Below are 25,577 nucleotides of genomic sequence, written 5' to 3'. Positions count from 1 at the left end.
GCGGTGCTGGCCGCCGTCCTCGCGGCGGCGTCCTCGGCCGCGAGGTCACCGTCTGGGGAGGCGCGCTCATCGCCGGCCGCGCCCGCCGCGTCAAGCGCCGCAACGCCGAACGGGAAGCCGCCGCCCAGTCGTGACTGTCGCGGGGGAGGGGCGCGGATCGGGGCTGGGCTACGGTCTCGCCCTCGCCGGTTTCGCCGCGTTCCTCTACCTCGCGCTGGTCGTCTGCGCGTTCGGCGTGCTCAGCCTGCTCCTCGATCAGGACGTCGTGCCCGAGCGCGACGCAGGTCCTCTGCTGGGACCGGTCTCGGTCGCCCTCTGCGTGCTCGCGGTGCTGGTGGCCCTGATCACGCTCGCCGCGCGGCCGACCGTGCACCGGGTGCTCGCCCCCTCGCTGCTCACGGGAGTCGTCGTCTACTTCCTCTTCCTCCTCACCGGAGGAGCGCTCTACGGTCTCGGACGGCAGGAGCCGGACGAGATCCTCGGCTGGGCGCTCGATCACGCCCCGACTGCCTTCGCGCTGGCGACCGGAGTGCTCGCGGCAGTCGTGCAGATCGTCTTCCTCCTGCTCCTGGCCCGCCGCGACGCCGGCGGCCGCAGCCCCCACTGGGGCTGGGAGGGAGACGAGCGCGAGTGAGCGTGTGCGGCGGTCGCGGCTGCTCGCTCGCGGTGCGGCCGGACGCTCTCGCTGGGCGAACGCCCGTCGGTTGACCGGCCCCGTCGCTCCCCGTACTATTCTTTGGGTGTGCGCTTTGCCGTGCGCTTGTGTCGTGCCTCCGGGTCGATGCGGTCGCCGCGCTTCGCTCCACCGGGTCCGCGAGGATCCGAGGGTTCGTCCGATCGGGCGGCCCCCACGGCATACCCCTCACCCTCCTCGATCCCGCTCGCGGGCTCGCGGGGCGAGCGGGGTCCAGACGAACTCGACCCTCCCGGAGACGGACGGGCCGAATGTCGACCATCGATCCGCTGTCACCGTGCAGCATTCAAGGAGCAAAACCAGTGCCAACGATTCAGCAGTTGGTCCGTAAGGGACGCTCGCCCAAGGTCACCAAGACCAAGGCGCCCGCCCTGAAGGCCAACCCCCAGCAGCGCGGCGTCTGCACGCGCGTCTACACGACCACGCCCAAGAAGCCGAACTCGGCCCTCCGCAAGGTGGCCCGCGTGAAGCTCTCCAACGGCACCGAGGTCACCGCCTACATCCCCGGCGAGGGCCACAACCTGCAGGAGCACTCGATGGTGCTCGTGCGCGGCGGTCGCGTGAAGGACCTCCCCGGTGTCCGCTACAAGATCGTTCGCGGCGCCCTGGACACCCAGGCCGTCAAGAACCGCAAGCAGGCTCGCAGCCGGTACGGCGCGAAGATGGAGAAGAAGTAATGCCTCGTAAGGGCCCCGCTCCCAAGCGCCCCGTCGTCGCAGACCCCGTCTACGGCGCCCCGGTCGTCAGCCAGCTCGTGAACAAGATCCTTCTGGACGGCAAGAAGGGCCTCGCCGAGCGCATCGTCTACGGTGCCCTCGAAGGCGTCTCCGCCAAGAACGGCCAGGATGCGGTCGTCACCCTCAAGAAGGCGCTCGACAACGTCCGCCCGACCCTCGAGGTCCGCAGCCGCCGCGTCGGCGGCTCGACCTACCAGGTCCCGGTCGAGGTCAAGCCCCACCGCGCCAACACCCTCGCGCTGCGCTGGCTCACCAGCTACGCGAAGGCCCGTCGCGAGAAGACGATGACCGAGCGACTCATGAACGAGATCCTCGACGCGTCGAACGGTCTGGGCGCCGCTGTGAAGCGTCGCGAGGACACCCACAAGATGGCCGAGTCGAACAAGGCCTTCGCGCACTACCGCTGGTAGCGCACCCCGCGGCCGCCTCCGGACGGCCGCGACCACCGGGGCCGCAGCCTCTGCGCTGCGGTCCCGGTTCCGGCGGCGGATCGCCCGATCCCCGCGACCGGGCGACCGCCACCACCAGAAACCCAGCCCATCGGCCATGAACCCGGTGCGCTGGCTCCATCACCTATCGGAGGAACTCCGTGGCACAAGATGTGCTCACCGACCTGAACAAGGTCCGCAACATCGGCATCATGGCCCACATCGATGCCGGCAAGACCACCACCACCGAGCGCATCCTGTTCTACACGGGTATCACGCACAAGATCGGCGAAGTCCACGACGGCGCCGCGACGATGGACTGGATGGCGCAGGAGCAGGAGCGCGGCATCACCATCACGTCGGCCGCGACGACCTGCTTCTGGAACAAGAACCAGATCAACATCATCGACACCCCCGGTCACGTCGACTTCACGGTCGAGGTCGAGCGCTCGCTGCGCGTCCTCGATGGCGCGGTCGCGTCTTCGACGGCAAGGAGGGCGTCGAGCCCCAGTCCGAGACCGTCTGGCGTCAGGCCGACAAGTACGACGTCCCGCGGATCTGCTTCGTCAACAAGATGGACAAGCTCGGCGCGGACTTCTACTACACGGTCGACACGATCGTGAATCGCCTCGGCGCGAAGCCGCTGGTCATCCAGCTGCCCATCGGCGCCGAGTCGACCTTCGAGGGCGTCATCGACCTCGTCGAGATGCGTGCGCTGACCTGGCGCGGCGACTCGAAGGGTGACGTCGCGATGGGCGCGAAGTACGAGATCGAGGAGATCCCCGCCGATCTCGCCGACAAGGCCGCCGAGTACCGCGAGAAGCTTCTCGAGACCGTCGCCGAGACGTCCGACGAGCTGCTCGAGAAGTACTTCGGTGGTGAGGAGCTCACGGTCGCCGAGATCAAGGGCGCCATCCGCACGCTGACCGTCAACTCGGACATCTACCCCGTCCTCTGCGGGTCGGCGTTCAAGAACCGCGGTGTCCAGCCGATGCTCGACGCTGTCGTCGACTACCTCCCCTCCCCGCTCGACGTCCCCGCCATCGAGGCGCACGACGTCCGCGACGAGGAGAAGGTCATCATGCGTCACGCGGACTCGACCGAGCCCTTCTCGGCGCTCGCGTTCAAGGTCGCCGTGCACCCGTTCTTCGGTCGCCTGACCTACGTCCGCGTCTACTCGGGCAAGCTCGACTCCGGCGCGCAGGTCATCAACTCGACCAAGGGCAAGAAGGAGCGCATCGGCAAGATCTTCCAGATGCACTCCAACAAGGAGAACCCGGTCGACTCGGTCACCGCCGGCCACATCTACGCGGTCATCGGCCTCAAGGACACCACCACGGGCGACACCCTGAGCGACCCGGCCGCGCAGGTCGTGCTCGAGTCGATGACCTTCCCGGAGCCCGTCATCGAGGTCGCGATCGAGCCCAAGACGAAGGCCGACCAGGAGAAGCTCGGAACCGCGATCCAGAAGCTCGCGGAGGAGGACCCCACCTTCCGCACCGAGCAGAACCAGGAGACCGGTCAGACGGTCATCAAGGGAATGGGCGAGCTCCACCTCGATATCCTGGTGGACCGCATGAAGCGCGAGTTCAACGTCGAGGCGAACGTCGGAAAGCCCCAGGTCGCCTACCGCGAGACGATCCGCCGCACCGTCGAGAAGTACGACTACACCCACAAGAAGCAGACGGGTGGCTCCGGTCAGTTCGCGAAGGTGCAGATCACCATCGAGCCGATGGAGGTCGAGGCCGACAAGACCTACGAGTTCGTCAACGGCGTCACCGGCGGCCGTGTCCCGCGCGAGTACATCCCCTCGGTCGACGCGGGAATCCGCGACGCCATGCAGGTCGGCGTGCTCGCCGGCTACCCCATGGTGGGCGTCAAGGCGACCCTGGTCGACGGAGCGGCGCATGACGTCGACTCCTCCGAGATGGCCTTCAAGATCGCCGGTTCGATCGCGTTCAAGGAGGCATCGCGCAAGGCGCAGCCCGTCCTCCTCGAGCCGCTGATGGCCGTCGAAGTCCGCACCCCCGAGGAGTACATGGGCGACGTCATCGGTGACATCAACTCGCGTCGCGGAATGATCCAGTCGATGGAGGACGCGACCGGAATCAAGGTCATCCGGGCCAACGTCCCGCTGTCCGAGATGTTCGGCTACATCGGCGACCTGCGCTCGAAGACCTCGGGCCGCGCCGTCTACTCGATGACGTTCGAGACCTACGCCGAGGTCCCCAAGGCCGTGGCCGAGGAGATCGTCCAGAAGAACAAGGGCGAGTAGCTCCGCTCTCCGGCCGTCGCCGTTCCCTGGAACGGCGACGGCCTGGTAGTGTCGTGCGGGTTTGCTGCCGAGTGCAGCGCGCCCCCTGTCGCAGCGGGACGGCCGCACGACCACTGCCGGTAACATATCTACACAAAACCCCCGCAAGTCCTCCTGTCCTCGTGCCGCTCCGTGCGGCGATCGGATGCGGATGCTTGCACCTAAGTCCTGAGGAGGACCCACAGTGGCTAAGGCCAAGTTCGAGCGGACCAAGCCGCACGTCAACATCGGAACCATCGGTCACGTCGACCACGGAAAGACCACGCTCACCGCGGCGATCTCGAAGGTTCTGGCGGACAAGTTCCCGTCCGCGACCAACGTCCAGCGTGACTTCGCGTCGATCGACTCCGCTCCCGAGGAGCGCCAGCGCGGCATCACGATCAACATCTCCCACGTCGAGTACGAGACGCCGAAGCGCCACTACGCGCACGTCGACGCCCCCGGTCACGCTGACTACATCAAGAACATGATCACCGGTGCGGCTCAGATGGACGGCGCGATCCTCGTGGTCGCCGCCACCGACGGCCCGATGGCTCAGACCCGTGAGCACGTCCTCCTCGCCAAGCAGGTCGGCGTCCCCTACCTCCTCGTCGCGCTGAACAAGGCCGACATGGTGGACGACGAGGAGATCCTGGAGCTCGTCGAGCTCGAGGTCCGCGAGCTCCTCTCGTCGCAGGGCTTCCCCGGCGACGACGCGCCCGTCGTTCGTGTCTCCGGCCTCAAGGCGCTCGAGGGCGACGAGACCTGGACGCAGTCGATCGTCGACCTGATGGACGCCGTCGACGAGTCGATCCCGGACCCGGTGCGCGACAAGGACAAGCCGTTCCTCATGCCGATCGAGGACGTCTTCACGATCACCGGTCGTGGAACGGTCGTCACCGGCCGTGCGGAGCGTGGAACCCTGGCTCTGAACTCCGAGGTCGAGATCGTCGGCATCCGCCCGACCCAGAAGACCACGGTCACGGGCATCGAGATGTTCCACAAGCAGCTCGACGAGGCGTGGGCCGGCGAGAACTGCGGTCTGCTCCTCCGCGGTACCAAGCGCGAGGACGTCGAGCGCGGCCAGGTCGTCGTCAAGCCGGGTTCGGTCACGCCGCACACCGACTTCGAGGGCACCGCGTACATCCTGTCGAAGGACGAGGGCGGGCGTCACAACCCGTTCTACGCGAACTACCGTCCGCAGTTCTACTTCCGCACCACCGACGTCACCGGCGTCATCACCCTGCCCGAGGGCACCGAGATGGTCATGCCCGGCGACACCACCGATATGACGGTCGCGCTGATCCAGCCGATCGCCATGGAGGAGGGCCTCGGCTTCGCCATCCGTGAGGGTGGACGCACCGTGGGTGCCGGTACGGTCACCAAGATCATCAAGTAGGTCCGTCCTACCGATCTCTCGAGAGGGGTCGTCCGCTTCGTGCGGACGGCCCCTCTCGTCGTTCCCTGAACCGGCGGGCGGTCGCGGCTAGCGTGGGAGGTATGCCCTTCGTCAAGAGCGATCCCGCTGCCCGCCCGGACTTCTTCGAGTGGGAGGCCGCCGGCCTCGATTGGCTTCGGGAGGCGGTGCCGAGCGGGGGAGCGCGGTGCGTCGACGTGCTCGCTGTGGCACCGGGCAGGATCGAGCTCGAGCACATCCGACCGGTCCGCCCGACGGAGGAGAGCGCCCGGGACTTCGGCCGCGCACTGGCCCGGACCCACAGTGCGGGCGCTGACGCCTTCGGCGCGCCGCCGTCGGGCTGGAGCGGACCGGCCTACATCGGCCGCCGCGGCATGCCCTGCGAGCGCGACGACTCCTGGGGCCGCTTCTTCGCCGAGCAGCGGGTCCGCCCGTTCCTCCCTGCCGCGAGGGATGCCGGCGCGTTGACGGCGGACGAGCTCGGTACGGTCGAGCGTGCGGTCGAGCGCGTCGCGGCGGGCTGCTTCGACGACGACTCCGCGCCCGCCCGGATCCATGGAGACCTGTGGGCCGGCAACGTGCTCTGGTCGGCCGACGGCGTCGTGCTGATCGACCCGGCTGCACACGGCGGGCACCGGGAGACCGACCTGGCGATGCTCGCGCTGTTCGGAGCCCCCGCGCTCGAGGCGATCCTCGACGGCTACCAGCAGGAGCATCCGCTCGCGGAGGGGTGGGAGGAGCGGGTTGCTCTGCACCAGCTGCACCCGCTGGCCGTCCACGCAGCCGGGCACGGCCGCTCCTACGGTCGCGCTCTGGCGGATGCGGCGGCGCGTGTGCTGGCACTGGCGTGCTGAGCGGCGCGCTGTAGCGGGCCGCTGGTGCGGGCGGTCAGACTGAAGCGCGCACCGTTCCCGTGTGCGCTGACACAAGGAGGCATCATCGTGGATCTCGGAAAGCTCGGACAGCAGGCCGGCGAATTCCTCAACAGCGAGAAGGCGCAGGAAGTCCTGCACAGTGAGCAGGCCGAGCAGATCTCGGACCAGGCGCTCGAGAAGGGCGGCGACATCGCCAGCCAGGTCACCAAGGGTCAGTACGACGACCGGATCGAGGACCTGAAGCGCCAGGGCGACTCGAGCATCGGCACCGAGTAGCGGCGGCCGTCCGGCTGCTCCCGTCCGCCGTCAAGCGGGTGCAGCCGCCCGGTTCGCAGTTCTAGGGTCTGATCGATGGCTGATACTCGCGCGCAACGACTTCGCAGAACCGACTCGAGCGGTCGTGGCTTCACCCGGGTCGGCGCCGGTTCGGGCTTCAGTTATCGCGACCCCAGGGGTGCGACGGTCACCGATCAGGACCTGCGCACCCGTTTCGACGGCCTCGGCATCCCGCCCGCCTGGAAGGACGTGTGGATCGCGCCCTACCCCAATGGCCACATCCAGGCCACCGGAGTCGACTCCGCCGGGCGGAGGCAGTACATCTACCATCCGACCTGGCGCGAGCAGAAGGACCGGATCAAGTTCGATCGCGCACTCCGCCTCGCCGAGGCCCTGCCGGGCGCCCGCCGCGCCGTGACCGTCGCTCTGCGTGGCGAGGGGCCGACACGGGAGCGCGCACTCGCCACGGCGTTCCGGATGCTCGACACCGGATCGCTCCGCGTCGGCAGTGAGCGCTATGCGAAGGAGCACGGCAGCATCGGCCTCTCGACGCTGCTGTGCGCGCATGCCACGACCCGAGGCGACCGCGTCGCCCTAGCGTTCCCCGGCAAGAGCCATCAGGCCTGGACGAGCGAGATCCTCGACCACGATCTTTCACGCGTCGTCCGCGCACTCAAGCGCCGCGGCCCGAATGCCCGCCTGCTCGCCTGGAAGGACGGCAGGCAGTGGCGGCCGGTGTCGGCTCCGGACATCAACGACTACGTGCGCGAACGCGCAGGCGACGACTTCACAGCGAAGGACTTCCGCACACTGCACGGAACCGTCGCCGCCGCAGTGAGCCTGGCGAAGGCCGGCCCGCAAGCGACGCAGCGCGCTCGGAACGCCGCGATCGCGCAGGCCATGCGCGACGCCTCCGACGTGCTCGGCAACACCCCGACGGTCGCCCGTGCGAGCTACGTCGATCCGCGGCTGCTCGACCACTTCCGCGCCGGTGAGACGATCGACCCTTCGCGCCCGGCCTCCGCCGAGACCGCCGTCCGGGCTCTTCTTTTCGAGTAGCCGAGGAAGCGCGAGCAGGCGGCCGAGCGCCCGGTCGCGGGCCTCTCCGCTGCAGGCCTCGAGCGCGACACGCCCGGGTTGCAGGGGTGGGCCATCTGTGGGAGACTCTTCTGGTTCACGATTTCTTCTCGAGCAGCGTGCTGCTCCGAGGGGGACACTGCCAGGCAGTGCTGAGACGGCATCGCGGAGGCTCGACCCGAGAGGGCGGCCGCGCCGGTGCGGCGTCGAGGCGGCGGGTAGCAGAACGACAACAACCGACATCTCTACGGGTTCTCCGTGCGTCGTGCGTTCTGCACGCCGATCGGAGCGCCACGGATTCGGTGCTTTTGACAGAAGAACACTGGTTGCACTTTTCCGGGTCACCGGAGTTCCTTCGCGAGCGCGTCCAATGCGAGACGAGGCCCACGGGCCGGTCGCGTACGACGCAATAACAAGAGAGTGAGAGATCACACATGGCGGGACAGAAGATCCGCATCCGACTGAAGTCGTACGACCACGAGGTCATCGACACGTCGGCGCGCAAGATCGTCGACACGGTCACCCGTGCCGGTGCAACGGTCGTCGGCCCCGTGCCGCTGCCGACCGAGAAGAACGTGGTCTGCGTGATCCGTTCGCCCCACAAGTACAAGGACAGCCGCGAGCACTTCGAGATGCGCACTCACAAGCGCCTCATCGACATCATCGACCCGACGCCCAAGGCCGTCGACTCGCTCATGCGTCTCGACCTGCCGGCCGACGTCAACATCGAGATCAAGCTCTAAGGAGGAGTGCCACCATGTCTGTCACTGTTTCCCCCACGCTGAAGACCAGCAAGGGCCTCCTCGGCACCAAGCTCGGAATGACCCAGGTCTGGGACGAGAACAACAAGCTCGTGCCGGTCACCGTCATCGAGATCAGCCCCAACGTCGTGACCCAGGTCCGCACGGAGGAGAAGGACGGCTACACCGCCGTCCAGCTCGCCGCCGGTGCGATCGATCCGCGCAAGGTGAACAAGCCCGCCGCCGGTCACTTCGACGCCGCGGGTGTCACCCCCCGCCGCCACCTCACCGAGGTCCGCACCTCCGACGCGAGCTCGTACTCGGCCGGCCAGGAGCTGACCGTCGACGCCGTCTTCGAGGCCGGCACCAAGGTCGACGTCGTCGGCACCAGCAAGGGCAAGGGCTTCGCCGGTGTCATGAAGCGCCACAACTTCAAGGGCGTCTCGGCCTCGCACGGTTCGCACCGCAACCACCGCAAGCCCGGTTCCATCGGCGCCTCCTCGACCCCCAGCCGCGTGTTCAAGGGCATGCGCATGGCCGGCCGCATGGGTGGCGAGCGCGTCACCGTGCTCAACCTCAAGGTGCACTCCGTCGACGCCGAGAAGGGCCTGCTGCTCGTCAAGGGCGCCGTCCCCGGTGCCCGTGGTCGCCTCGTGTTCGTTCGCAACGCCGTGAAGGGAGCGTAGTTCCATGGCTACCTCTGTCGACATCATCGACGTCAAGGGCGAGAAGGCGGGCTCGATCGAGCTGCCCGCCGAGCTCTTCGACGTTCAGACCAACATCCCCCTGATCCACCAGGTCGTCGTGGCCCAGCTCGCCGCGGCGCGCCAGGGAACCCACAAGACGAAGAACCGCGGTGAGGTCTCCGGAGCCGGTCGTAAGCCCTTCAAGCAGAAGGGAACCGGCCGCGCTCGTCAGGGCTCGATCCGCGCCCCGCACATGACCGGCGGCGGCGTGGTCCATGGACCGACCCCCCGCAGCTACGCGCAGCGCACCCCCAAGAAGATGATCGCCGCGGCTCTGCTCGGCGCCCTCTCGGACCGCGCCCGCGGCGCCCGCATCCACGTGGTCGAGACCCTCGCCCTCGGCGACACCCCGAAGACCAAGGACGTCCTCGTCCTGCTCGAGGCTCTCTCGGTGTCGCGCAACGTCCTCGTCGTGCTCGAGCGCGACGACTACATCGCCGAGCTCTCGCTCCGCAACGTGCCGTTCGTGCACATCCTGCCGGCCGACCAGCTCAACGCGTACGACGTGCTCGTCTCCGACGACATCGTGTTCTCGAAGGGCGCGCTCGACGCGTTCATCGCGGCCAAGTCGGGCGTCGAGTCCAACAAGGAAGAGGTGAACGCATGAGCCAGTCCGCCGCGTTCAACAAGGACCCCCGCGACGTCATCATCTCCCCGGTGGTCTCGGAGAAGTCCTACGGCCTGATCGACGAGGGCAAGTACACCTTCGTGGTCGACCCGCGCTCGAACAAGACCGAGATCAAGCTCGCCATCGAGAAGATCTTCGGCGTCGAGGTCGCGTCGATCAACACGCTGAACCGTCAGGGCAAGACCCGCCGCACGAAGTTCGGCACCGGCAAGCGCAAGGACACCAAGCGCGCGATCGTCACGCTGAAGTCCGGCTCCATCGACATCTTCACGAGCGTCGGCTGAGCCGAAGAAGCGTAGAGGAAACAGACAATGGCTATTCGTAAGTACAAGCCCACGACCCCTGGTCGCCGCGGCTCCAGCGTTGCCGACTTCGCCGAGATCACCCGCTCGACGCCCGAGAAGTCGCTCCTTCGCCCGCTGTCCAAGACCGGCGGCCGCAACAACTCCGGCCGCATCACGACGCGTCACATCGGTGGTGGCCACAAGCGCCAGTACCGGCTGATCGACTTCCGTCGCAACGACAAGGACGGCATCAACGCCAAGGTCGCTCACATCGAGTACGACCCCAACCGGACCGCGCGCATCGCGCTGCTCCACTTCGTGGACGGCACCAAGCGCTACATCCTGGCTCCGAACAAGCTCTCGCAGGGCGACATCGTGGAGTCGGGCGCGGGCGCCGACATCAAGCCCGGCAACAACCTGCCGCTGCGCAACATCCCGACCGGTACGGTCATCCACGCCATCGAGATCAAGCCCGGTGGGGGAGCGAAGCTCGCCCGCTCGGCTGGCGCCTCGGTCCGCCTCGTCGCCAAGGACGGCCCCTACGCGCAGCTCCGCCTGCCGTCGGGCGAGATCCGCAACGTCGACGCGCGCTGCCGAGCCACGATCGGCGAGGTCGGCAACGCCGAGCAGTCGAACATCAACTGGGGCAAGGCCGGCCGCATGCGCTGGAAGGGCGTCCGCCCGACCGTCCGCGGTGTCGCGATGAACCCGGTCGACCACCCGCACGGTGGTGGAGAGGGCAAGACCTCCGGTGGACGCCACCCGGTCAGCCCGTGGGGTCAGTCCGAGGGACGCACCCGTCGCCCCAACAAGGAGAGCGACAAGCTCATCGTTCGCCGCCGCACCGCCGGTAAGAAGCGCAAGTAGGAGTTGTAGAAGATGCCTCGCAGTCTCAAGAAGGGCCCCTTCGTTGACGACCACCTGCTCCGCAAGGTGTTCACAGCCAACGAAGCCGGCAACAAGAACGTCATCAAGACCTGGTCGCGCCGTTCGATGATCATCCCGGCGATGCTGGGTCACACCATCGCGGTCCACGACGGGCGCAAGCACATCCCCGTGTTCGTGACCGAGACCATGGTCGGCCACAAGCTCGGCGAGTTCGCCCCCACTCGGACCTTCCGCGGTCACGAGAAGGACGACAAGAAGGGCCGTCGCCGCTAAGCGGCGACGAGAAGGAGGAGAGAAATGGTGGAGTCGATCGCACGCGTGCGACACATCCGCGTCACCCCCCAGAAGGCTCGCCGTGTCGTGAACCTGATCCGCGGCAAGCAGGCTCAGGAGGCACTGGCCATCCTGAAGTTCGCGCCGCAGGGCGCGTCCGAGCCCGTCTACAAGCTCGTCGCCTCGGCGATGGCGAACGCTCGCGTCAAGGCGGATGCCTCGAACGAGTACCTCGACGACCAGGACCTGTTCGTGTCCCGCGCCTTCGTCGATGAGGGAACCACCCTCAAGCGATTCCAGCCCCGTGCTCAGGGTCGTGCCTTCCGCATCAACAAGCGCACCAGCCACATCACCGTCGTGCTGGCCACTCCTGAGGAGGGGACCAAGTAATGGGTCAGAAAGTAAACCCCTACGGTTTCCGTCTGGGAATCACCACCGACCACGTGTCGCGCTGGTTCTCCGACAGCACCAAGAAGGGCCAGCGGTACAGCGACTACCTCGCAGAGGATGTCAAGATCCGCCGGCTCCTCGCCACGCAGCTCGACCGCGCGGGCGTCGCCCGCATCGAGATCGAGCGCACCCGTGACCGAGTCCGCGTCGACATCCACACCGCCCGCCCGGGCATCGTGATCGGTCGTCGTGGCGCGGAGGCCGAGCGCATCCGCGCCGACCTCGAGAAGCTCACGGGCAAGCAGATCCAGCTCAACATCCTCGAGGTCAAGAACCCCGAGGCCGAGGCGCAGCTGGTCGCTCAGGGCATCGCCGAGCAGCTCTCCGCCCGCGTGGCCTTCCGCCGCGCGATGCGCAAGGGTCTGCAGGGCGCACAGCGTGCAGGCGCGAAGGGTGTGCGCATCCAGGTCTCCGGCCGCCTTGGCGGCGCCGAGATGAGCCGTTCGGAGTTCTACCGCGAGGGCCGCGTGCCGCTGCACACCCTCCGCGCGAACATCGATTACGGCTTCTACGAGGCGAAGACCACCTTCGGCCGCATCGGCGTGAAGGTCTGGATCTACAAGGGCGACATCACCAACAAAGAGCTCGCCCGCGAGCAGGCGAACAGCAAGTCGTCGCGCCCCGAGCGCAGCGACCGTCCGCGCCGTGCGCCCCGCCAGCAGAGCGAAGCGCCCGTCGCAGCAGGAGTTGAGGCATAACCATGTTGATTCCGCGTCGAGTCAAGCACCGCAAGCAGCACCACCCGGGCCGTTCCGGCCAGGCCACCGGTGGCACGAAGGTGTCGTTCGGTGAGTTCGGCATCCAGGCCCTCACCCCCGCCTATGTGACCAACCGTCAGATCGAGTCCGCTCGTATCGCCATGACGCGTCACATCAAGCGCGGCGGGAAGGTGTGGATCAACATCTACCCCGACCGTCCGCTCACCAAGAAGCCCGCCGAGACCCGCATGGGCTCCGGCAAGGGCTCGCCGGAGTGGTGGGTCGCGAACGTCAAGCCGGGTCGCGTCCTCTTCGAGGTCGCCGGCGTCGACGAGCAGCTCGCTCGTGAGGCCATGACCCGTGCCATCCACAAGCTGCCCCTCAAGGCACGCATCATCAAGCGCGAGGAGGGAGACGCGTAATGGCGATCGGATCCAAGGAGCTCGCCCCCGCCGAGCTCGACACCTTCGAGGACGAGCGTCTCGTCACCGAGCTGAAGAAGGCCAAGGAGGAGCTGTTCAACCTCCGCTTCCAGTCGGCCACCGGCCAGCTGGACACCAACGGCCGCCTGAGTGCCGTCAAGCGCGACATCGCCCGCATCTACACGGTCATCCGTGAGCGCGAGCTGGGCATCCGCGCCACCCCCGCACCCGTCGAGGCCCCGGCCAAGACGGAGAAGAAGCCCAAGACCAAGAAGGCCGCCAAGGCCGAGGTTGAGGCGACCGAGTCGAACGAGGAGGCCAAGTAATGGCAACCGTCAATGACACCGCCGGCCACGAGTCGGCCGCCCACGACGTCAAGCAGGAGGGCGCTCGCGGCTACCGCAAGACTCGCCGCGGCTACGTCACCAGCGACAAGATGGACAAGACCATCACCGTCGAGGTCGAGGACCGCGTCAAGCATCCCCTCTACGGGAAGGTCATCCGCCGCACCTCGAAGGTCAAGGTTCACGACGAGCTGAACACCGCCGGCGTCGGCGACCTGGTCGTCATCAGCGAGACCCGTCCCCTCAGCGCCTCCAAGCGCTGGCGCCTGGTCGAGATCCTCGAGAAGGCCAAGTAGGCCGCGGCCTACTTGAGTTAGCAGGAGAGACACATGCTTCAGCAAGAATCCCGAGTGAAGGTCGCCGACAACACCGGCGCCAAGGAACTCCTCACGATCCGCGTCCTCGGAGGCTCCGGCCGCCGTTACGCCGGTCTCGGTGACATCATCGTCGCCACCGTCAAGGACGCGATCCCCGGTGGCAATGTGAAGAAGGGCGACGTCGTCAAGGCGGTCATCGTCCGCACCGTCAAGCAGACCCGTCGTCCCGACGGCTCGTACATCAAGTTCGACGAGAACGCCGCCGTCATCCTCAAGAACGACGGGGACCCGCGTGGCACCCGTATCTTCGGACCGGTCGGTCGCGAGCTCCGCGACAAGAAGTTCATGAAGATCGTCTCGCTGGCACCGGAGGTTATCTAGTCATGGCCAAGATCAAGAAGGGTGACCTCGTCCAGGTCATCTCAGGAGCGACCCAGGCTCGCGGCGGAGACCGCGGCAAGCAGGGCAAGGTCCTCGAGGTGCTGGTCGAGCGCAACCGCGTCGTCGTCGAGGGCGTGAACTTCGTCAAGAAGCACACGCGCGTCGGCCAGTCGCAGCGCGGCTCGAAGGAGGGCGGCATCGAGACCGTCGAGGCGTCGATCCACATCTCGAACGTCGCGCTCGTCGACCCGAAGACCAAGAAGCCGACCAGGGTCGGCCACCGCAACGTGGCCGTCACCAAGGACGGCGTGACCAAGACCGTTCGCGTGCGCTACGCGAAGGCGTCGGGTGAGGAACTGTAATGACTGACACCACCGCAGTGGCTGCGAAGGTTCAGCCGCGGCTCAAGGCCAAGTACCAGGCTGACATCATCCCCGCTCTCAAGGAGCAGTTCGGCTTCGGCAACGTCCACCAGGTCCCCGGCCTGGTCAAGGTCGTCGTGAACACGGGCGTCGGCGAGGCTGCCCGCGACGGCAAGATCATCGACGGCGCGGTCAAGGACCTCACCGCGATCACCGGCCAGAAGCCGCAGGTCACGAAGGCCCGCAAGTCCATCGCGCAGTTCAAGCTGCGCGAGGGTCAGGCCATCGGCGCGCACGTCACCCTCCGGGGCGACCGCGCGTGGGAGTTCCTGGACCGCCTGCTCTCCGTGGCTCTGCCGCGCATTCGCGACTTCCGCGGTCTGTCGGACCGCCAGTTCGACGGCAATGGCAACTACACCTTCGGTATCACGGAGCAGTCGATCTTCCACGAGATCGACCAGGACCGCATCGACCGCGTCCGCGGCTTCGACGTGACCGTTGTGACCACCGCGAAGACCGACGACGAGGGGCGCGCGCTGCTCAAGCAGCTCGGCTTCCCGTTCAAGTCGTCGGACAACGCGTAAGCACAAGCCTCGAGGCCGGGGGACGGTGAGAACCGTCCTCCGGCCTCGTCGTACGTCCGCCGCCGAGCCGGGAACGCCCGGATCGGCCGATGACGTGCGGCGCCCGCCGCGATCCCCTGGCCGAGGCGGGTGCGATCGGCCCTCGACCGCAGACCATCGGCCATGTACCATGGCTCGTTGGCCTGCGTTCGCGCGGCCACACGGGCGCCGACGTCGTCGGCGCCGTCCCGCACCACAGGTCGTCACCCTTGTAAAGGGTGCCGAAACCAGGCGAGAAAGGCACCATCAGCCATGACCATGACTGATCCGGTCGCAGATCTGCTGACCAGAATCCGTAACGCGAACTCCGCGCACCACGACTCCATCACGCTCCCGGGCTCGAAGCTCAAGGCGAACATCGCCGAGATCCTCAAGACCGAGGGCTACATCGCCGACTGGAAGGTCGAGGAGGCGCGCGTCGGCACGACGCTCTCCATCTCCCTCAAGTACGGCCCGAACCGCGAGCGGTCGATCGCCGGCATCAAGCGCGTCTCGAAGCCCGGCCTCCGCGTCTACGCGAAGTCGGCCGAGATCCCCACCGTGCTCGGCGGCCTCGGCGTCGCGATCCTGTCCACCTCGAGCGGTCTGCTGACCGACCGCCAGGCCGAGAAGAAGGGCGTGGGTGGGGAAGTCCTCGCCTACGTGTGGTAACCCCTCATGTCGCGTATTGGAAGACTCCCCATCGAGATCCCGGCGGGCGTCGACGTCTCCGTCGCCGGATCCGCTGTGACCGTCAAGGGCCCGAAGGGTGAGCTGACCGTGCCGGTCGCCAGCCCCATCCAGGTCTCCGTCGAGAACGGCCAGGTGTTGGTCTCGCGTCCCGACGACGAGCGCGAGTCGCGCTCGCTCCACGGCCTCACCCGCACGCTCATCGCGAACGACATCGTCGGTGTCACGCAGGGCTACTCCAAGGGCCTCGAGGTCGTCGGAACCGGTTACCGCGTGCTGGCGAAGGGCTCGGACATCGAGTTCGCGCTCGGCTTCTCGCACCCGGTCGTCGTCACCCCGCCCGCGGGCATCTCGTTCACGGTCGAGGGCAACAACAAGCTCACCGTGCACGGCATCTCGAAGCAGGCCGTCGGTGAGGTGGCCGCCAACATTCGTAAGATCCGCAAGCCCGAGCCCTACAAGGGCAAGGGAGTGCGCTACGCCGGCGAGGTCGTTCGCCGCAAGGCCGGAAAGAGCGGTAAGTGATCATGGGACTCGGAACCAGAGGAAAGAGCAAGTCCGCTGCGCGCGGTCGTCGTCACGACCGTCTGCGCAAGAAGGTCGTCGGATCCGCCGAGCGCCCCCGCCTCGTCGTCAACCGCTCGGCTCGCCACGTCTTCGTGCAGATCGTCGACGACGCGCAGGGCCGTACCCTCGCGTCGGCGTCGACCCTCGAGGCCGACCTGCGCGTGTTCGACGGTGACAAGACCGCTAAGGCCCGCAAGGTCGGCGAGCTCGTCGCCGAGCGCGCCAAGAACGCCGGTGTCGAGGCGGTCGTCTTCGACCGCGGAGGCAACAAGTACGCCGGTCGCGTCGCCGCGATCGCCGATGGAGCACGAGAGGCAGGGCTCAACCTGTGAGCGCCGCAGAGAACAAGGAACCCGAGGTCGCCGCTGTGTCGGAGGCCCCCGTCGAGACCGCTGCATCCACGCAGCCGCAGCAGGAGGCTCGCGAGCCTCGCCGCGGCGGGCGCGACCGCAACCAGGGTGGCCGCGACCGCGGTGGCCGTGACGCCGAGAAGAGCCAGTTCCTCGAGCGCGTCGTGACCATCAACCGTGTGTCGAAGGTCGTCAAGGGCGGTCGTCGCTTCAGCTTCACCGCGCTCGTGGTCGTCGGAGACGGCAACGGACTGGTCGGCGTCGGCTACGGCAAGGCCCGCGAGGTCCCGACCGCTATCTCCAAGGGTGTCGAGGAGGCGAAGAAGAACTTCTTCCGCGTCCCCCGCGTCGCCTCGACCATCCCGCACCCGGTTCAGGGTGAGGCCGCCGCCGGTGTCGTGCTCCTGCGCCCCGCCGCAGCGGGTACCGGCGTCATCGCCGGTGGCCCGGTCCGTGCGGTCCTCGAGTGCGCAGGCATCCACGACGTGCTGAGCAAGTCGCTCGGCTCGTCGAACACCATCAACATCGTCCACGCGACCGTCGAGGCTCTCCAGCAGCTCGAAGAGCCGCGCGCCGTCGCCGCTCGTCGTGGTCTCGACTTCGACCAGGTCGCTCCGGCCCGCCTCGTCCGCGCCGAGGCCGACGCCCTCGCCGCCGCGTCCAACGCGAAGGCAGGTGCCTGATGGCCCAGCTCAAGGTGACCCAGATCAAGTCGAAGGTCAGCGAGAAGCAGTACCAGCGCGACACGCTGCGCTCGCTCGGCCTGAGGAAGATCGGTCAGAGCGTGGTCCGCGAGGACAACGCCCAGAACCGCGGATACGTGAAGACCGTCGCCCACCTGGTGAAGGTCGAGGAGATTGACTAATGGCTGAGACGAAGAAGGCTGCCGCTGCGGAGTCCACGACTCCGGCGAAGGCGACCACCACGAAGGGCGCGGCGGCGCCGGCGACCAAGGAGCACGTGCTCAAGGTCCACCACCTCCGCCCCGCTGCCGGCGCCAAGAAGGCCAAGACCCGCGTGGGTCGCGGTGAGGGCTCGAAGGGCAAGACCGCCGGTCGCGGTACCAAGGGCACGAAGGCCCGCTACCAGGTGCGTGTCGGCTTCGAGGGTGGGCAGATGCCTTTGCACATGCGCACCCCGAAGCTCCGCGGCTTCAAGAACCCGTTCCGGGTCGAGTACCAGGTCGTGAACCTGTCCGCTCTCGCGGAGCTCTACCCCCAGGGCGGCGACGTCACCATCGGCGACCTGGTCGCCAAGGGGGCTGTCCGCAAGAACGAGAAGGTCAAAGTCCTCGGGGACGGCGACATTGCGGTTAAGCTGAACGTCGCGGTCGACAAGGTCTCCAGCTCCGCGGAGCAGAAGATCGTCGCTGCGGGCGGATCCATCAAGTAGCACCAGCAGCTTGTCGGTCGAGCTTGCCACGCCGACTCCCTCGGGGAGCGAGTGGCAAGCTCGACCTTTATCCCGCACCACAGAACTGAGCAGGAGACCTTAGGTAGTGTTTGGCGCCGTTGCGCGGATCTTCCGCACCCCCGACCTCCGCCGCAAGATCGGCTTCACTCTCGCGATCGTGGCGATCTTCCGGCTGGGGTCCTTCATCCCCGCTCCGTTCGTCAGCTTCAGCGCCGTGCAGGCGTGTCTCGCGGGTAACCAGGGCACCTCCGGCCTCTACGAGCTGGTGAACCTGTTCAGCGGCGGAGCCCTGCTCCAGCTGTCGATCTTCGCGCTCGGGATCATGCCCTACATCACGGCGTCGATCATCGTGCAGCTGCTGCGCGTGGTCATCCCGCACTTCGAGACCCTCTACAAGGAGGGCCAGTCGGGGCAGGGCAAGCTCACGCAGTACACGCGCTATCTCACGATCGCGCTCGGCGTCCTGCAGTCGACCACGCTCATCACCGTCGCCCGCTCCGGCGCCCTCTTCGGCAACTCCGGCGTGCCCGAGTGCTCAGCACTCATCATCACCGATGAGTGGTACTCCATCCTCCTCATGGTCGTCACCATGACCGCCGGCACCGGCATCATCATGTGGATGGGCGAGCTCATCACCGAGCGCGGCATCGGCAACGGTATGTCCCTCCTGATCTTCACGTCGATCGCCGCCCAGTTCCCCACCTCGCTCTGGTCGATCGCGCAGTCGCGCGGCTTCGAGACCTTCCTCCTCGTCCTCGCCGTGGGCCTCGTGCTCGTGGTCGCCGTGGTCTTCGTCGAGCAGTCTCAGCGGCGGGTGCCGGTGCAGTACGCGAAGCGGATGGTCGGCAGGAGGACTTACGGCGGTAACAACACCTACATCCCGATCAAGGTGAACATGGCCGGTGTCGTGCCCGTCATCTTCGCCTCGTCCCTGCTGTACCTGCCCGCGCTCATCGCGCAGTTCAACCAGCCTGCGGCGGGCCAGGAGGCTCCGGCCTGGGTCACCTGGATCACGAACTACCTCACCCAGGGCGATCACCCGCTCTATATGGCGCTGTACTTCCTCCTGATCGTCGGGTTCACCTACTTCTACGTCGCGATCACCTTCAACCCGGACGAGGTCGCCGACAACATGAAGCGCTACGGAGGCTTCATCCCCGGTATCCGCGCCGGCCGACCGACCGCCGAGTACCTCAACTACGTCCTGACCCGGGTGACGCTGCCCGGCTCGATCTACCTCGGGTTGATCGCACTGGTGCCGCTCGTGGCGCTCGCGCTGGTCGGCGCGAACCAGAACTTCCCGTTCGGCGGCACGTCCATCCTGATCATCGTTGGAGTCGGACTGGAGACCGTGAAGCAGATCGACTCCCAGCTGCAGCAGCGCCACTACGAAGGACTCCTCCGATGACGTCGCACCCGATCGGCTTCCGTCTCCTGCTGATCGGCCCTCCGGGCGCGGGCAAGGGGACCCAGGCCGCTCGGCTGAGCGAGATCCTGGAGGTCCCGGCGATCTCGACCGGCGACATCTTCCGCGCCAACGTCGCGAACGAGACAGAGCTCGGGCTCCAGGCCAAGGCGTACCTCGATGCCGGCCGCTATGTGCCGGACGAGCTGACCAACGCGATCGTGCACGACCGCCTTCAGGAGGCGGACGCGTCGACGGGATTCCTGCTCGACGGCTACCCGCGCACGACGGAGCAGGTCGACGAGCTCGACCGGATCCTCGCCGCCGACGACAACCGCCTCGATGCGGTGGTCCAGCTCACCGCCGACCCGGACGAGGTCGTGGCGCGCCTGCTCAAGCGCTCGCTCGAGCAGGGCCGCAGCGACGACACCGAGGACGTCATCCGCCGCCGCCTCGCCCTCTACGAGGAGCAGACGGCTCCGTTGATCGACGTCTACGCTGCTCGCGGGCTCGTCGTCGTGGTCGATGGTCTCGGCCCCGTCGAGGAGGTCACCGAGCGCATCGTCGTGGCGCTCGAGGGTCACCGGGTGAGTCGGCTCGACTCTCCGGCCGCCTGAGCCATGGCCCTGCGTTCGTCGCTGTACAAGACGCCCGCGCAGTTGCGCTCGATGCTCGCTCCCGGGCTCGCCACTGCCGCCTCGCTCGACGCAGTGCGCGCGGCGATCCGGCCGGGCGTGACCACGCTCGAGCTCGATGCGGTGGCGGAGGCGGCGATCATCGCCCTCGGCGGCCACTCCAATTTCAAGCTGGTGCCCGGATACCGCCACACGATCTGCGCGTCGGTCAACGACGAGGTCGTGCACGGGATCCCGGGCGGTCGCGTGCTCGAGCCGGGTGACATCGTCTCGATCGACAGTGGTGCCGAGATCGACGGCTGGAACGGCGATTCCGCGATGACGATCGTGCTGCCCGATCCGTCGAGACCGGACGAGATCGCGGCGCGAGAAGAGCTCTCCCGGGTCACAGAGGCTCGCTCTGGCGTGGCATCGCCGCTCTCGCCTCCGCCCGTCACCTCAACGAGGTCGGCTCGGCGATCGAGGAGTACATCGAGGACGAGGCGGAGCGCTCCGGTCGCGTCTACGGGATCCTGACCGACTACATCGGCCACGGCATCGGCCGCAGCATGCACGAGGCGCCACCGGTGTTCAACTACCGTGTGCGCCAGCGCGGCCCCGAGGTGAAGCCCGGCCTGGTCGTCGCCATCGAGCCGATGGTCACGGCAGGCAGCGCTGAGACCGTGGTGCGCGACGACGAGTGGACCGTCGCCTCCGAGGACGGCAGCATGGCCGCGCACTGGGAGCACTCTGTCGCTGTACACCGCGACGGCATCTGGGTCACGACGCTCGCCGACGGGGGCACCGCAGGGCTCGCGCCGTACGGCGTCGTGCCGACTCCGTTCGCCTGAGCGCAGGGCGCCCACCCGTGGCGTCGACGGTGGTGCGTGCGCCGCCGAGCGCCGGTGCACCGACAGCGGTGGTCATCGAGCCCCGGTGAGTCAGCTGTCGATCACGCGCACCAGCTCTTCGATGAAGGCTCCGAAGTCGGTGGAGCGGCGGATCAGACGCTGGACCTCGGCCCGCTCCGCGAAAACCTCGACGAACTGGTCGAAGACCGACTGGAAGGTGCTGCGCCCCGCCGAGGCGAACGCGATCATCGCGATGACGTTCACGCGCTGCTCGCCCCATTCCATCGGCACGTCGTTGACGACGATCGCGATGGAGGTGCGCCGCGCGCTCATCGCCATGGCGTGCGGAACAGCGAGATTGTCGGTGAAGGCGGTCGAGCTCATCCGCTCCCGCTCGATGGCGCCGTCGACGTAGTCCTCGTCGATGATGCCGCCCGCGATCATCCGCTCACCGAGCATCCGGATCATCGCTGCCTCGTCGCGCGCGTGCACGTTGCGGAAGAACAGCGCCTCGTCGAAGAACTGCAGCAGCTCGTCCTTGATCTGCGCTCGCCGACGGTGCCGACGGACCCGCGCGATCGCACGTCGCACCGCCTCCACGTCGTGGTCGGTCAGGAAGGGCTGCACCACGACCACGTCGTCGGCGTACGGGCGCTCGTCGATGGTGGTGATCACCACGTCGGCGGTGAGGCGGTCCCAGTCGACATCGCTGCGCGTGATCAGCGAGCGCACCTCGACCTCGGTGCCCAGGGAGCGCTCGACCCGCAGCCGCAGCATGTGGGCGAGGTCGTAGTAGTTGGGGCAGACGATCACGCACGAGAGCCGCTCCTCCCTCCGCGAGACGCGTTCGAGGAACGAGCCGACGTGCAGGGCGATGTAGGCGATCTCGTCCTCGTTGACGGCGATCCCGCGGCGTCGTTGCAGGCCGCTGGCGAGGAACACGGCGATCTCGTAGGTCATCGGATAGCTCGTCTTGATCGAGCGGGTGAGGGGGTTGCGCGAGTAGCCGCCCTCGGCGGCCCGCGCGACGAGGTTGCGGACGTGCAACGCGAGACGGACGATGAAGCCCTCGTCGTCGAGGTCGACCAGGTACTCGCGGTTCACGTCGGCGACCAGCTCGCGCACGACGGTGAGATCCTCCGGGTCGAGGTAGTTCTCGACCACGGCTGCGACGGGCTCGTTCTGCCCGGGAGTCGCGACACGCGTCGTCATCAGGATCGCTAGCTGTGCGAGCTCGGCATCGGTCAGCCGCGTCGCGAAGTGCCGCTCGACCAGCTCGGCGAGCAGAGCAGCGAGCTCGCCGTGGATCGCGGGGGAGGGGCGCGAGCCGGCGGGGTCCCCGATCCCGCGCGCCACACGGTCGACCGCGATGGCGATGTGCAGCAGCACGCTGTTCACGCCGTAGTCGTTGATGTAGTAGCCACGGCTCTCGAGTGCGGTGAGCAACTCGGTCTTGAACGCGCCGAGGCCGGGCGAGGCGAACTCCCGCTGCACGTCGTCGAGGGTGAACACGCCCTGCGCGCTCTCGTCGCGGAACATCCGCGAGATCAGCCGTCGCCGCGCCTCCTCGCTGCCCTCGAGGCGGACGGACGAGACGCGGCGGACCAGGCCGAGGCCCGCTTCGTCGGCGAGAGCCTTCACCCGACGCAGGTCGGCGTCGATCGTCGACTCGCTCACCGAGAGCGCCTCCCCCAGGTCGAACACGTCGAGCCCGTCGTCGGAGTCGACGAGGCGCCGGACGACGCTGTAGAGCCGGTCGCGGGGAGTGTCCGGCTCGACGTCGCGACTGCGCTGTGTCTCCACGAACGCCGCGTAGGCGTCTCGGGCCAGGCGGTAGCCGTTGGCGGAGGACTCGACCGGTTCGAGCGGGGCGGCCTGCGCCTTCACGGCCGTGATGTAGCTCCGGACGCTGCGGGTCGTCACTCCGAGCCGGTCCGCGAGCTCGTGCGCCGTGACCCAACCGTCCGCGCGGGAGAGGTACTCCAGCAGTCGTTCGCGGTTGTCGGGCATCAGGCTCCAGGCGTGCGGGTCGGGAGGGACGCGGGGAGGCGCCCGGCCGGGCCGTGGGCCCGCTCGACGCGGGCGGCGAGTCGTCGGTGGTGGCAGTCAACCACCTCGTCAGCGCACTCGGGAGTCCCCGCGCCGCCGGTGCGCCGCGAGTCGCTTCCGCCCCCGCGGAAGATTGTCTGTTGGAACTCGGCGGCCCTCCCCGGGGATGCTTGGATGGATCACGACCCGGACGCGAGGAGGCGAACGTGGTGCAGAAGATCCTGATCGTCTGCGGAGCAGGCGCGTCGAGCACGTTCCTGGCGCACCGGCTCCGAGCAGGCGCGAAGGCGCACGGCATCGATGCCGTGTTCTGCTCCGAGACCCTCACGGGGCTCGAGCACTCGCTCCCCGAGGCGGACGTCCTCCTCGTCGGGCCGCACCTCGAGTCGCAGTTCGATGGACTCCGCCGGCGCGCGGAGGACATGGGAGCCGCGGCCGCCCTCCTCCCGCCCGACGTCTTCGGAGCGCACGGTGCCGATGCCGTGCTCGAGACCCTTCCCGTCCTCGTCGCCGCTCGCGCGGTCGTCGCAGGGACGGACGAGGACTCCTCCACCCGCCCGGTCCGTCCGGGTGCGCCCGATCCCGGGCACCACTGATGCAGTGCCCCGCTGCAGGATCAAGGAGAAACGTTCATGGTCGAGCGCACCGTGCAGGTTGCATCGTCGAAGGGCCTTCACGCCCGCCCCGCTTCGCTGTTCAGCCAGGCCGCGGCGAAGTCGGGTCAGAAGGTCCTCGTCGCCAAGGGGGCTGCGACCCCGGTGAACGCCGCGTCGATCCTCGGCATCATCTCGCTCGGCATCGAGCACGGCGACGAGCTCACGGTGACCGTCGAGGGGGACAACGAGCAGGCCGTTCTGGAGGAGCTCGCCGAGTTCCTCACCACCGATCACGATGCGTGATGGTGCGCGCGACGCCGCGCGTCGCGCGCACCATCACGCACGGCGGCAGCCCCGGCGCACGCGGCGCCGGTAGCCCGGAGACACAAGGCGACCCTCACCGGGTCGAACCCCGTCCCCCCGAAACCCAGCCGCCGGGGCCCCTCGCCCCCCTCCCGAGTCCCGCACGACAGGAACGAGCACCCATGACGCTGTCCACTCCTCAAACCGCCTACGCCTCTGCCAAGCTTCAGGGCACCGGGGTGGGGCGCGGGCTCGCGCTCGGTCCCGTCCTGCGCATGCCGGAGCCGCTCCCCGACCCCGAGGACACGCCCAGCACCCGCACCGTCGCGCAGGAGGAGGAGCGCGCGGTCGCGTCGCTCTCCGCCACCGCTGCGACCATCCGGCATCGGGGCGAGCGCGCCGGCGGCTCTGCGAAGGACGTGCTCGACGCGCAGGCCCTGATGGCCGAGGACCCGTCGCTCGCCGACGACGTCACGGCACGGATCGCCGGAGGAGCGACCGCCGAGCGTGCCGTGCACGAGGCTTTCGCCGGGTTCCGCGACCTGCTCGTCGCGATGGGCGGCTACATGGCTGAGCGTGCAACCGACCTCGACGACGTCTCACAGCGGGTGGTCGCCCACCTGCGCGGCGTTGCGGCGCCGGGCGTCCCGGAGTCGGAGGAGCCGTTCGTGCTCGTCGCCCGCGATCTCGCCCCGGCCGACACCGCTCTGCTCGACCTCGACAAGGTCCTCGGCCTGATCACGAGCGACGGTGGCCCGACCTCGCACACGGCGATCCTCGCCCGCGAGAAGTCGATCACCGCCATCGTCGGCACCACGGGTGCTCTCGATCTGCGCGACGGCCAGCTGGTCATCCTCGACGCCACGTCCGGCGTCGTGACGGTGAACCCCTCCGACGCCGAGATCGGTGCAGCGAAAGCCTCGATCACCGAGCGCGCGGAGATGCTCGCGGCCCCCGTCGTACCGGGCTCGCTGGCCGACGGCCACGCCGTGCCGCTGCTCGCGAACCTCGGCTCGGCCGACGGTGCAGAGAACGCGGTCGAGCTGGGAGCCGAGGGTGTGGGCCTGTTCCGCACCGAGTTCCTCTTCCTCGACGCCACGGAGGCGCCCAGCGTCGCCGAGCAGGCCGAGCAGTACACCCGTCTGCTCGCCGCCTTCCCGGGGAAGAAGGTCGTCGTCCGCGCACTCGACGCCGGCGCCGACAAACCGCTCAGCTTCCTCAACGACGACCACGAGGAGAACCCGGCGCTCGGGCTGCGTGGCCTCCGCGCCCTCCGCGCGAGCGAGCAGATCCTCCGCGACCAGCTCACCGCCCTCGCCCAGGCCGACGCGGCGACCGACGCCGACCTGTGGGTGATGGCCCCGATGGTCGCGACGGTAGACGAGACCCGCTACTTCACCTCGATGGCGCGGGAGCTCGGCATCCGCACCGCCGGCGTCATGGTGGAGGTGCCCTCGTCGGCGCTTCTCGCCGACAGGATCCTCGCGGTGGCGGACTTCGCCTCGATCGGTACCAACGACCTCACCCAGTACACGCTCGCCGCGGACCGCATGCTCGGCACAGTCTCGGCCTTCCAGGACCCATGGCACCCGGCCGTCCTCCGCCTCGTCGGCGAGGTCGGCGCGCGGGAGCGGCACTGGCCAAGCCCGTCGGCATCTGCGGTGAGGCCGCCGCCGACCCGCTCCTCGCCGTCGTCCTCGTCGGACTCGGAGCGACGACCCTCTCGATGTCGCCGTCGGCACTGGCCGACGTGCGCGCCGAGCTGGCCGAGCACACCCTCGACGACGCCCAGCGGTACGCCGAGCTC

General features: G+C 68.1%; 32 protein-coding genes and 3 pseudogenes. 34 read left to right on the top strand and 1 reads right to left on the bottom strand.

Annotated elements, in window-relative coordinates:
- Positions 1 to 130 precede the first annotated feature (130 nt).
- From ACH61_RS05300 to map, 31 genes and pseudogenes are all read left to right on the top strand, one after another.
- Positions 131 to 634, top strand: coding sequence for a DUF6121 family protein (locus ACH61_RS05300; protein ID WP_068209463.1), 504 nt, complete (start codon positions 131 to 133; stop codon positions 632 to 634).
- Between the two features lie 362 nt (positions 635 to 996).
- Positions 997 to 1,371, top strand: coding sequence for a 30S ribosomal protein S12 (gene rpsL, locus ACH61_RS05295; protein ID WP_055787040.1), 375 nt, complete (start codon positions 997 to 999; stop codon positions 1,369 to 1,371).
- Positions 1,371 to 1,841 (top strand): 30S ribosomal protein S7, encoded by a 471-nt coding sequence (gene rpsG / locus ACH61_RS05290; protein WP_055787043.1) that lies wholly within the window; start codon positions 1,371 to 1,373, stop codon positions 1,839 to 1,841. Before rpsL ends, rpsG begins: the two co-directional genes overlap by 1 nt.
- A 179-nt stretch (positions 1,842 to 2,020) precedes the next feature.
- Positions 2,021 to 4,134 (top strand): annotated as a pseudogene (gene fusA, locus ACH61_RS05285) (elongation factor G).
- Positions 4,135 to 4,357: 223 nt separating this feature from the next.
- Positions 4,358 to 5,551 (top strand): elongation factor Tu, encoded by a 1,194-nt coding sequence (gene tuf, locus ACH61_RS05280; protein ID WP_068209460.1) that lies wholly within the window; start codon positions 4,358 to 4,360, stop codon positions 5,549 to 5,551.
- 101 nt (positions 5,552 to 5,652) lie between these two features.
- A complete protein-coding gene (locus tag ACH61_RS05275; RefSeq protein WP_068209457.1) occupies positions 5,653 to 6,423 on the top strand; it encodes a fructosamine kinase family protein in 771 nt (256 codons plus the stop codon).
- Positions 6,424 to 6,510: 87 nt separating this feature from the next.
- Entirely contained in the window at positions 6,511 to 6,720 is a 210-nt protein-coding gene (locus ACH61_RS05270) for an Rv0909 family putative TA system antitoxin (RefSeq protein ID WP_082845040.1), read from the top strand.
- Positions 6,721 to 6,795: 75 nt separating this feature from the next.
- Complete coding sequence (locus tag ACH61_RS05265; RefSeq protein WP_068209453.1) at positions 6,796 to 7,779, top strand: DNA topoisomerase IB; 984 nt, start codon at positions 6,796 to 6,798, stop codon at positions 7,777 to 7,779.
- Positions 7,780 to 8,231: 452 nt separating this feature from the next.
- A complete protein-coding gene (rpsJ, locus tag ACH61_RS05260; protein ID WP_005050520.1) occupies positions 8,232 to 8,540 on the top strand; it encodes a 30S ribosomal protein S10 in 309 nt (102 codons plus the stop codon).
- A gap of 14 nt (positions 8,541 to 8,554) precedes the next feature.
- Positions 8,555 to 9,223 carry a 50S ribosomal protein L3 gene (gene rplC, locus ACH61_RS05255; RefSeq protein WP_068209450.1) on the top strand — a complete coding sequence of 223 codons (669 nt, stop codon included), beginning with the start codon at positions 8,555 to 8,557 and terminating at the stop codon, positions 9,221 to 9,223.
- Positions 9,224 to 9,227: 4 nt separating this feature from the next.
- Positions 9,228 to 9,890 (top strand): 50S ribosomal protein L4, encoded by a 663-nt coding sequence (rplD, locus tag ACH61_RS05250; RefSeq protein ID WP_068209447.1) that lies wholly within the window; start codon positions 9,228 to 9,230, stop codon positions 9,888 to 9,890.
- Positions 9,887 to 10,195 (top strand): 50S ribosomal protein L23, encoded by a 309-nt coding sequence (rplW, locus tag ACH61_RS05245; protein WP_068209445.1) that lies wholly within the window; start codon positions 9,887 to 9,889, stop codon positions 10,193 to 10,195. Before rplD ends, rplW begins: the two co-directional genes overlap by 4 nt.
- A 27-nt stretch (positions 10,196 to 10,222) precedes the next feature.
- Complete coding sequence (gene rplB / locus ACH61_RS05240) at positions 10,223 to 11,062, top strand: 50S ribosomal protein L2 (protein ID WP_068209442.1); 840 nt, start codon at positions 10,223 to 10,225, stop codon at positions 11,060 to 11,062.
- Between the two features lie 12 nt (positions 11,063 to 11,074).
- Positions 11,075 to 11,356 carry a 30S ribosomal protein S19 gene (rpsS, locus tag ACH61_RS05235; RefSeq protein ID WP_055787078.1) on the top strand — a complete coding sequence of 94 codons (282 nt, stop codon included), beginning with the start codon at positions 11,075 to 11,077 and terminating at the stop codon, positions 11,354 to 11,356.
- A 24-nt stretch (positions 11,357 to 11,380) separates the two neighbouring features.
- Entirely contained in the window at positions 11,381 to 11,746 is a 366-nt protein-coding gene (gene rplV / locus ACH61_RS05230) for a 50S ribosomal protein L22 (protein ID WP_082480979.1), read from the top strand.
- Complete coding sequence (gene rpsC, locus ACH61_RS05225; RefSeq protein ID WP_068209439.1) at positions 11,746 to 12,504, top strand: 30S ribosomal protein S3; 759 nt, start codon at positions 11,746 to 11,748, stop codon at positions 12,502 to 12,504. The genes rplV and rpsC overlap by 1 nt, the downstream gene beginning before the upstream one ends.
- A gap of 2 nt (positions 12,505 to 12,506) precedes the next feature.
- Positions 12,507 to 12,926, top strand: coding sequence for a 50S ribosomal protein L16 (rplP, locus tag ACH61_RS05220; protein ID WP_068209436.1), 420 nt, complete (start codon positions 12,507 to 12,509; stop codon positions 12,924 to 12,926).
- Positions 12,926 to 13,252 (top strand): 50S ribosomal protein L29, encoded by a 327-nt coding sequence (gene rpmC / locus ACH61_RS05215; RefSeq protein ID WP_068209433.1) that lies wholly within the window; start codon positions 12,926 to 12,928, stop codon positions 13,250 to 13,252. The genes rplP and rpmC overlap by 1 nt, the downstream gene beginning before the upstream one ends.
- Positions 13,252 to 13,566, top strand: a complete 315-nt coding sequence (gene rpsQ, locus ACH61_RS05210) for a 30S ribosomal protein S17 (RefSeq protein WP_068209431.1) — start codon at positions 13,252 to 13,254, stop codon at positions 13,564 to 13,566. The genes rpmC and rpsQ overlap by 1 nt, the downstream gene beginning before the upstream one ends.
- 33 nt (positions 13,567 to 13,599) lie before the next feature.
- Positions 13,600 to 13,968, top strand: coding sequence for a 50S ribosomal protein L14 (rplN, locus tag ACH61_RS05205; protein WP_055787095.1), 369 nt, complete (start codon positions 13,600 to 13,602; stop codon positions 13,966 to 13,968).
- Between the two features lie 2 nt (positions 13,969 to 13,970).
- Positions 13,971 to 14,330, top strand: coding sequence for a 50S ribosomal protein L24 (rplX, locus tag ACH61_RS05200; RefSeq protein ID WP_068209428.1), 360 nt, complete (start codon positions 13,971 to 13,973; stop codon positions 14,328 to 14,330).
- Entirely contained in the window at positions 14,330 to 14,914 is a 585-nt protein-coding gene (gene rplE / locus ACH61_RS05195; protein ID WP_068209425.1) for a 50S ribosomal protein L5, read from the top strand. Before rplX ends, rplE begins: the two co-directional genes overlap by 1 nt.
- 291 nt (positions 14,915 to 15,205) lie before the next feature.
- A complete protein-coding gene (rpsH, locus tag ACH61_RS05190) occupies positions 15,206 to 15,604 on the top strand; it encodes a 30S ribosomal protein S8 (protein ID WP_068209423.1) in 399 nt (132 codons plus the stop codon).
- A gap of 6 nt (positions 15,605 to 15,610) precedes the next feature.
- Positions 15,611 to 16,147 (top strand): 50S ribosomal protein L6, encoded by a 537-nt coding sequence (gene rplF, locus ACH61_RS05185; RefSeq protein WP_068209419.1) that lies wholly within the window; start codon positions 15,611 to 15,613, stop codon positions 16,145 to 16,147.
- A gap of 2 nt (positions 16,148 to 16,149) precedes the next feature.
- Positions 16,150 to 16,521, top strand: a complete 372-nt coding sequence (gene rplR / locus ACH61_RS05180; protein ID WP_055787114.1) for a 50S ribosomal protein L18 — start codon at positions 16,150 to 16,152, stop codon at positions 16,519 to 16,521.
- Complete coding sequence (gene rpsE, locus ACH61_RS05175) at positions 16,518 to 17,222, top strand: 30S ribosomal protein S5 (RefSeq protein ID WP_068209415.1); 705 nt, start codon at positions 16,518 to 16,520, stop codon at positions 17,220 to 17,222. Before rplR ends, rpsE begins: the two co-directional genes overlap by 4 nt.
- Positions 17,222 to 17,404, top strand: a complete 183-nt coding sequence (gene rpmD, locus ACH61_RS05170; protein ID WP_181024623.1) for a 50S ribosomal protein L30 — start codon at positions 17,222 to 17,224, stop codon at positions 17,402 to 17,404. The genes rpsE and rpmD overlap by 1 nt, the downstream gene beginning before the upstream one ends.
- Positions 17,404 to 17,931 (top strand): 50S ribosomal protein L15, encoded by a 528-nt coding sequence (rplO, locus tag ACH61_RS05165; RefSeq protein WP_082845039.1) that lies wholly within the window; start codon positions 17,404 to 17,406, stop codon positions 17,929 to 17,931. Before rpmD ends, rplO begins: the two co-directional genes overlap by 1 nt.
- A gap of 106 nt (positions 17,932 to 18,037) precedes the next feature.
- Complete coding sequence (gene secY / locus ACH61_RS05160; RefSeq protein ID WP_068209412.1) at positions 18,038 to 19,360, top strand: preprotein translocase subunit SecY; 1,323 nt, start codon at positions 18,038 to 18,040, stop codon at positions 19,358 to 19,360.
- Complete coding sequence (locus ACH61_RS05155) at positions 19,357 to 19,974, top strand: adenylate kinase (protein ID WP_068209409.1); 618 nt, start codon at positions 19,357 to 19,359, stop codon at positions 19,972 to 19,974. The genes secY and ACH61_RS05155 overlap by 4 nt, the downstream gene beginning before the upstream one ends.
- Before the next feature lie 3 nt (positions 19,975 to 19,977).
- Positions 19,978 to 20,822, top strand: a pseudogene (map, locus tag ACH61_RS05150) (type I methionyl aminopeptidase).
- A 90-nt stretch (positions 20,823 to 20,912) separates the two neighbouring features.
- Here the strand turns inward: map and ACH61_RS05145 are convergent.
- Positions 20,913 to 22,832, bottom strand: a complete 1,920-nt coding sequence (locus ACH61_RS05145; protein WP_068209406.1) for a BglG family transcription antiterminator — start codon at positions 22,830 to 22,832, stop codon at positions 20,913 to 20,915.
- Positions 22,833 to 23,077: 245 nt separating this feature from the next.
- Here ACH61_RS05145 and ACH61_RS05140 point away from each other — a divergent pair, with 245 nt between their 5' ends.
- From ACH61_RS05140 to ptsP, 3 genes and pseudogenes are all read left to right on the top strand, one after another.
- Positions 23,078 to 23,467, top strand: a complete 390-nt coding sequence (locus tag ACH61_RS05140; RefSeq protein ID WP_068209403.1) for a PTS sugar transporter subunit IIB — start codon at positions 23,078 to 23,080, stop codon at positions 23,465 to 23,467.
- Positions 23,468 to 23,503: 36 nt separating this feature from the next.
- Positions 23,504 to 23,770 carry an HPr family phosphocarrier protein gene (locus ACH61_RS05135; RefSeq protein ID WP_068209400.1) on the top strand — a complete coding sequence of 89 codons (267 nt, stop codon included), beginning with the start codon at positions 23,504 to 23,506 and terminating at the stop codon, positions 23,768 to 23,770.
- A 182-nt stretch (positions 23,771 to 23,952) separates the two neighbouring features.
- Positions 23,953 to 25,577, top strand: a pseudogene (ptsP, locus tag ACH61_RS05130) (phosphoenolpyruvate--protein phosphotransferase); the annotation flags it as partial.

The sequence above is a fragment of the Rathayibacter tanaceti genome (assembly GCF_001634385.1).
Lineage (GTDB): Bacteria > Actinomycetota > Actinomycetes > Actinomycetales > Microbacteriaceae > Rathayibacter > Rathayibacter tanaceti.
Note: the sequence above shows the minus strand (reverse complement) of the source record. Positions and strands in the feature narration are given on the sequence as shown.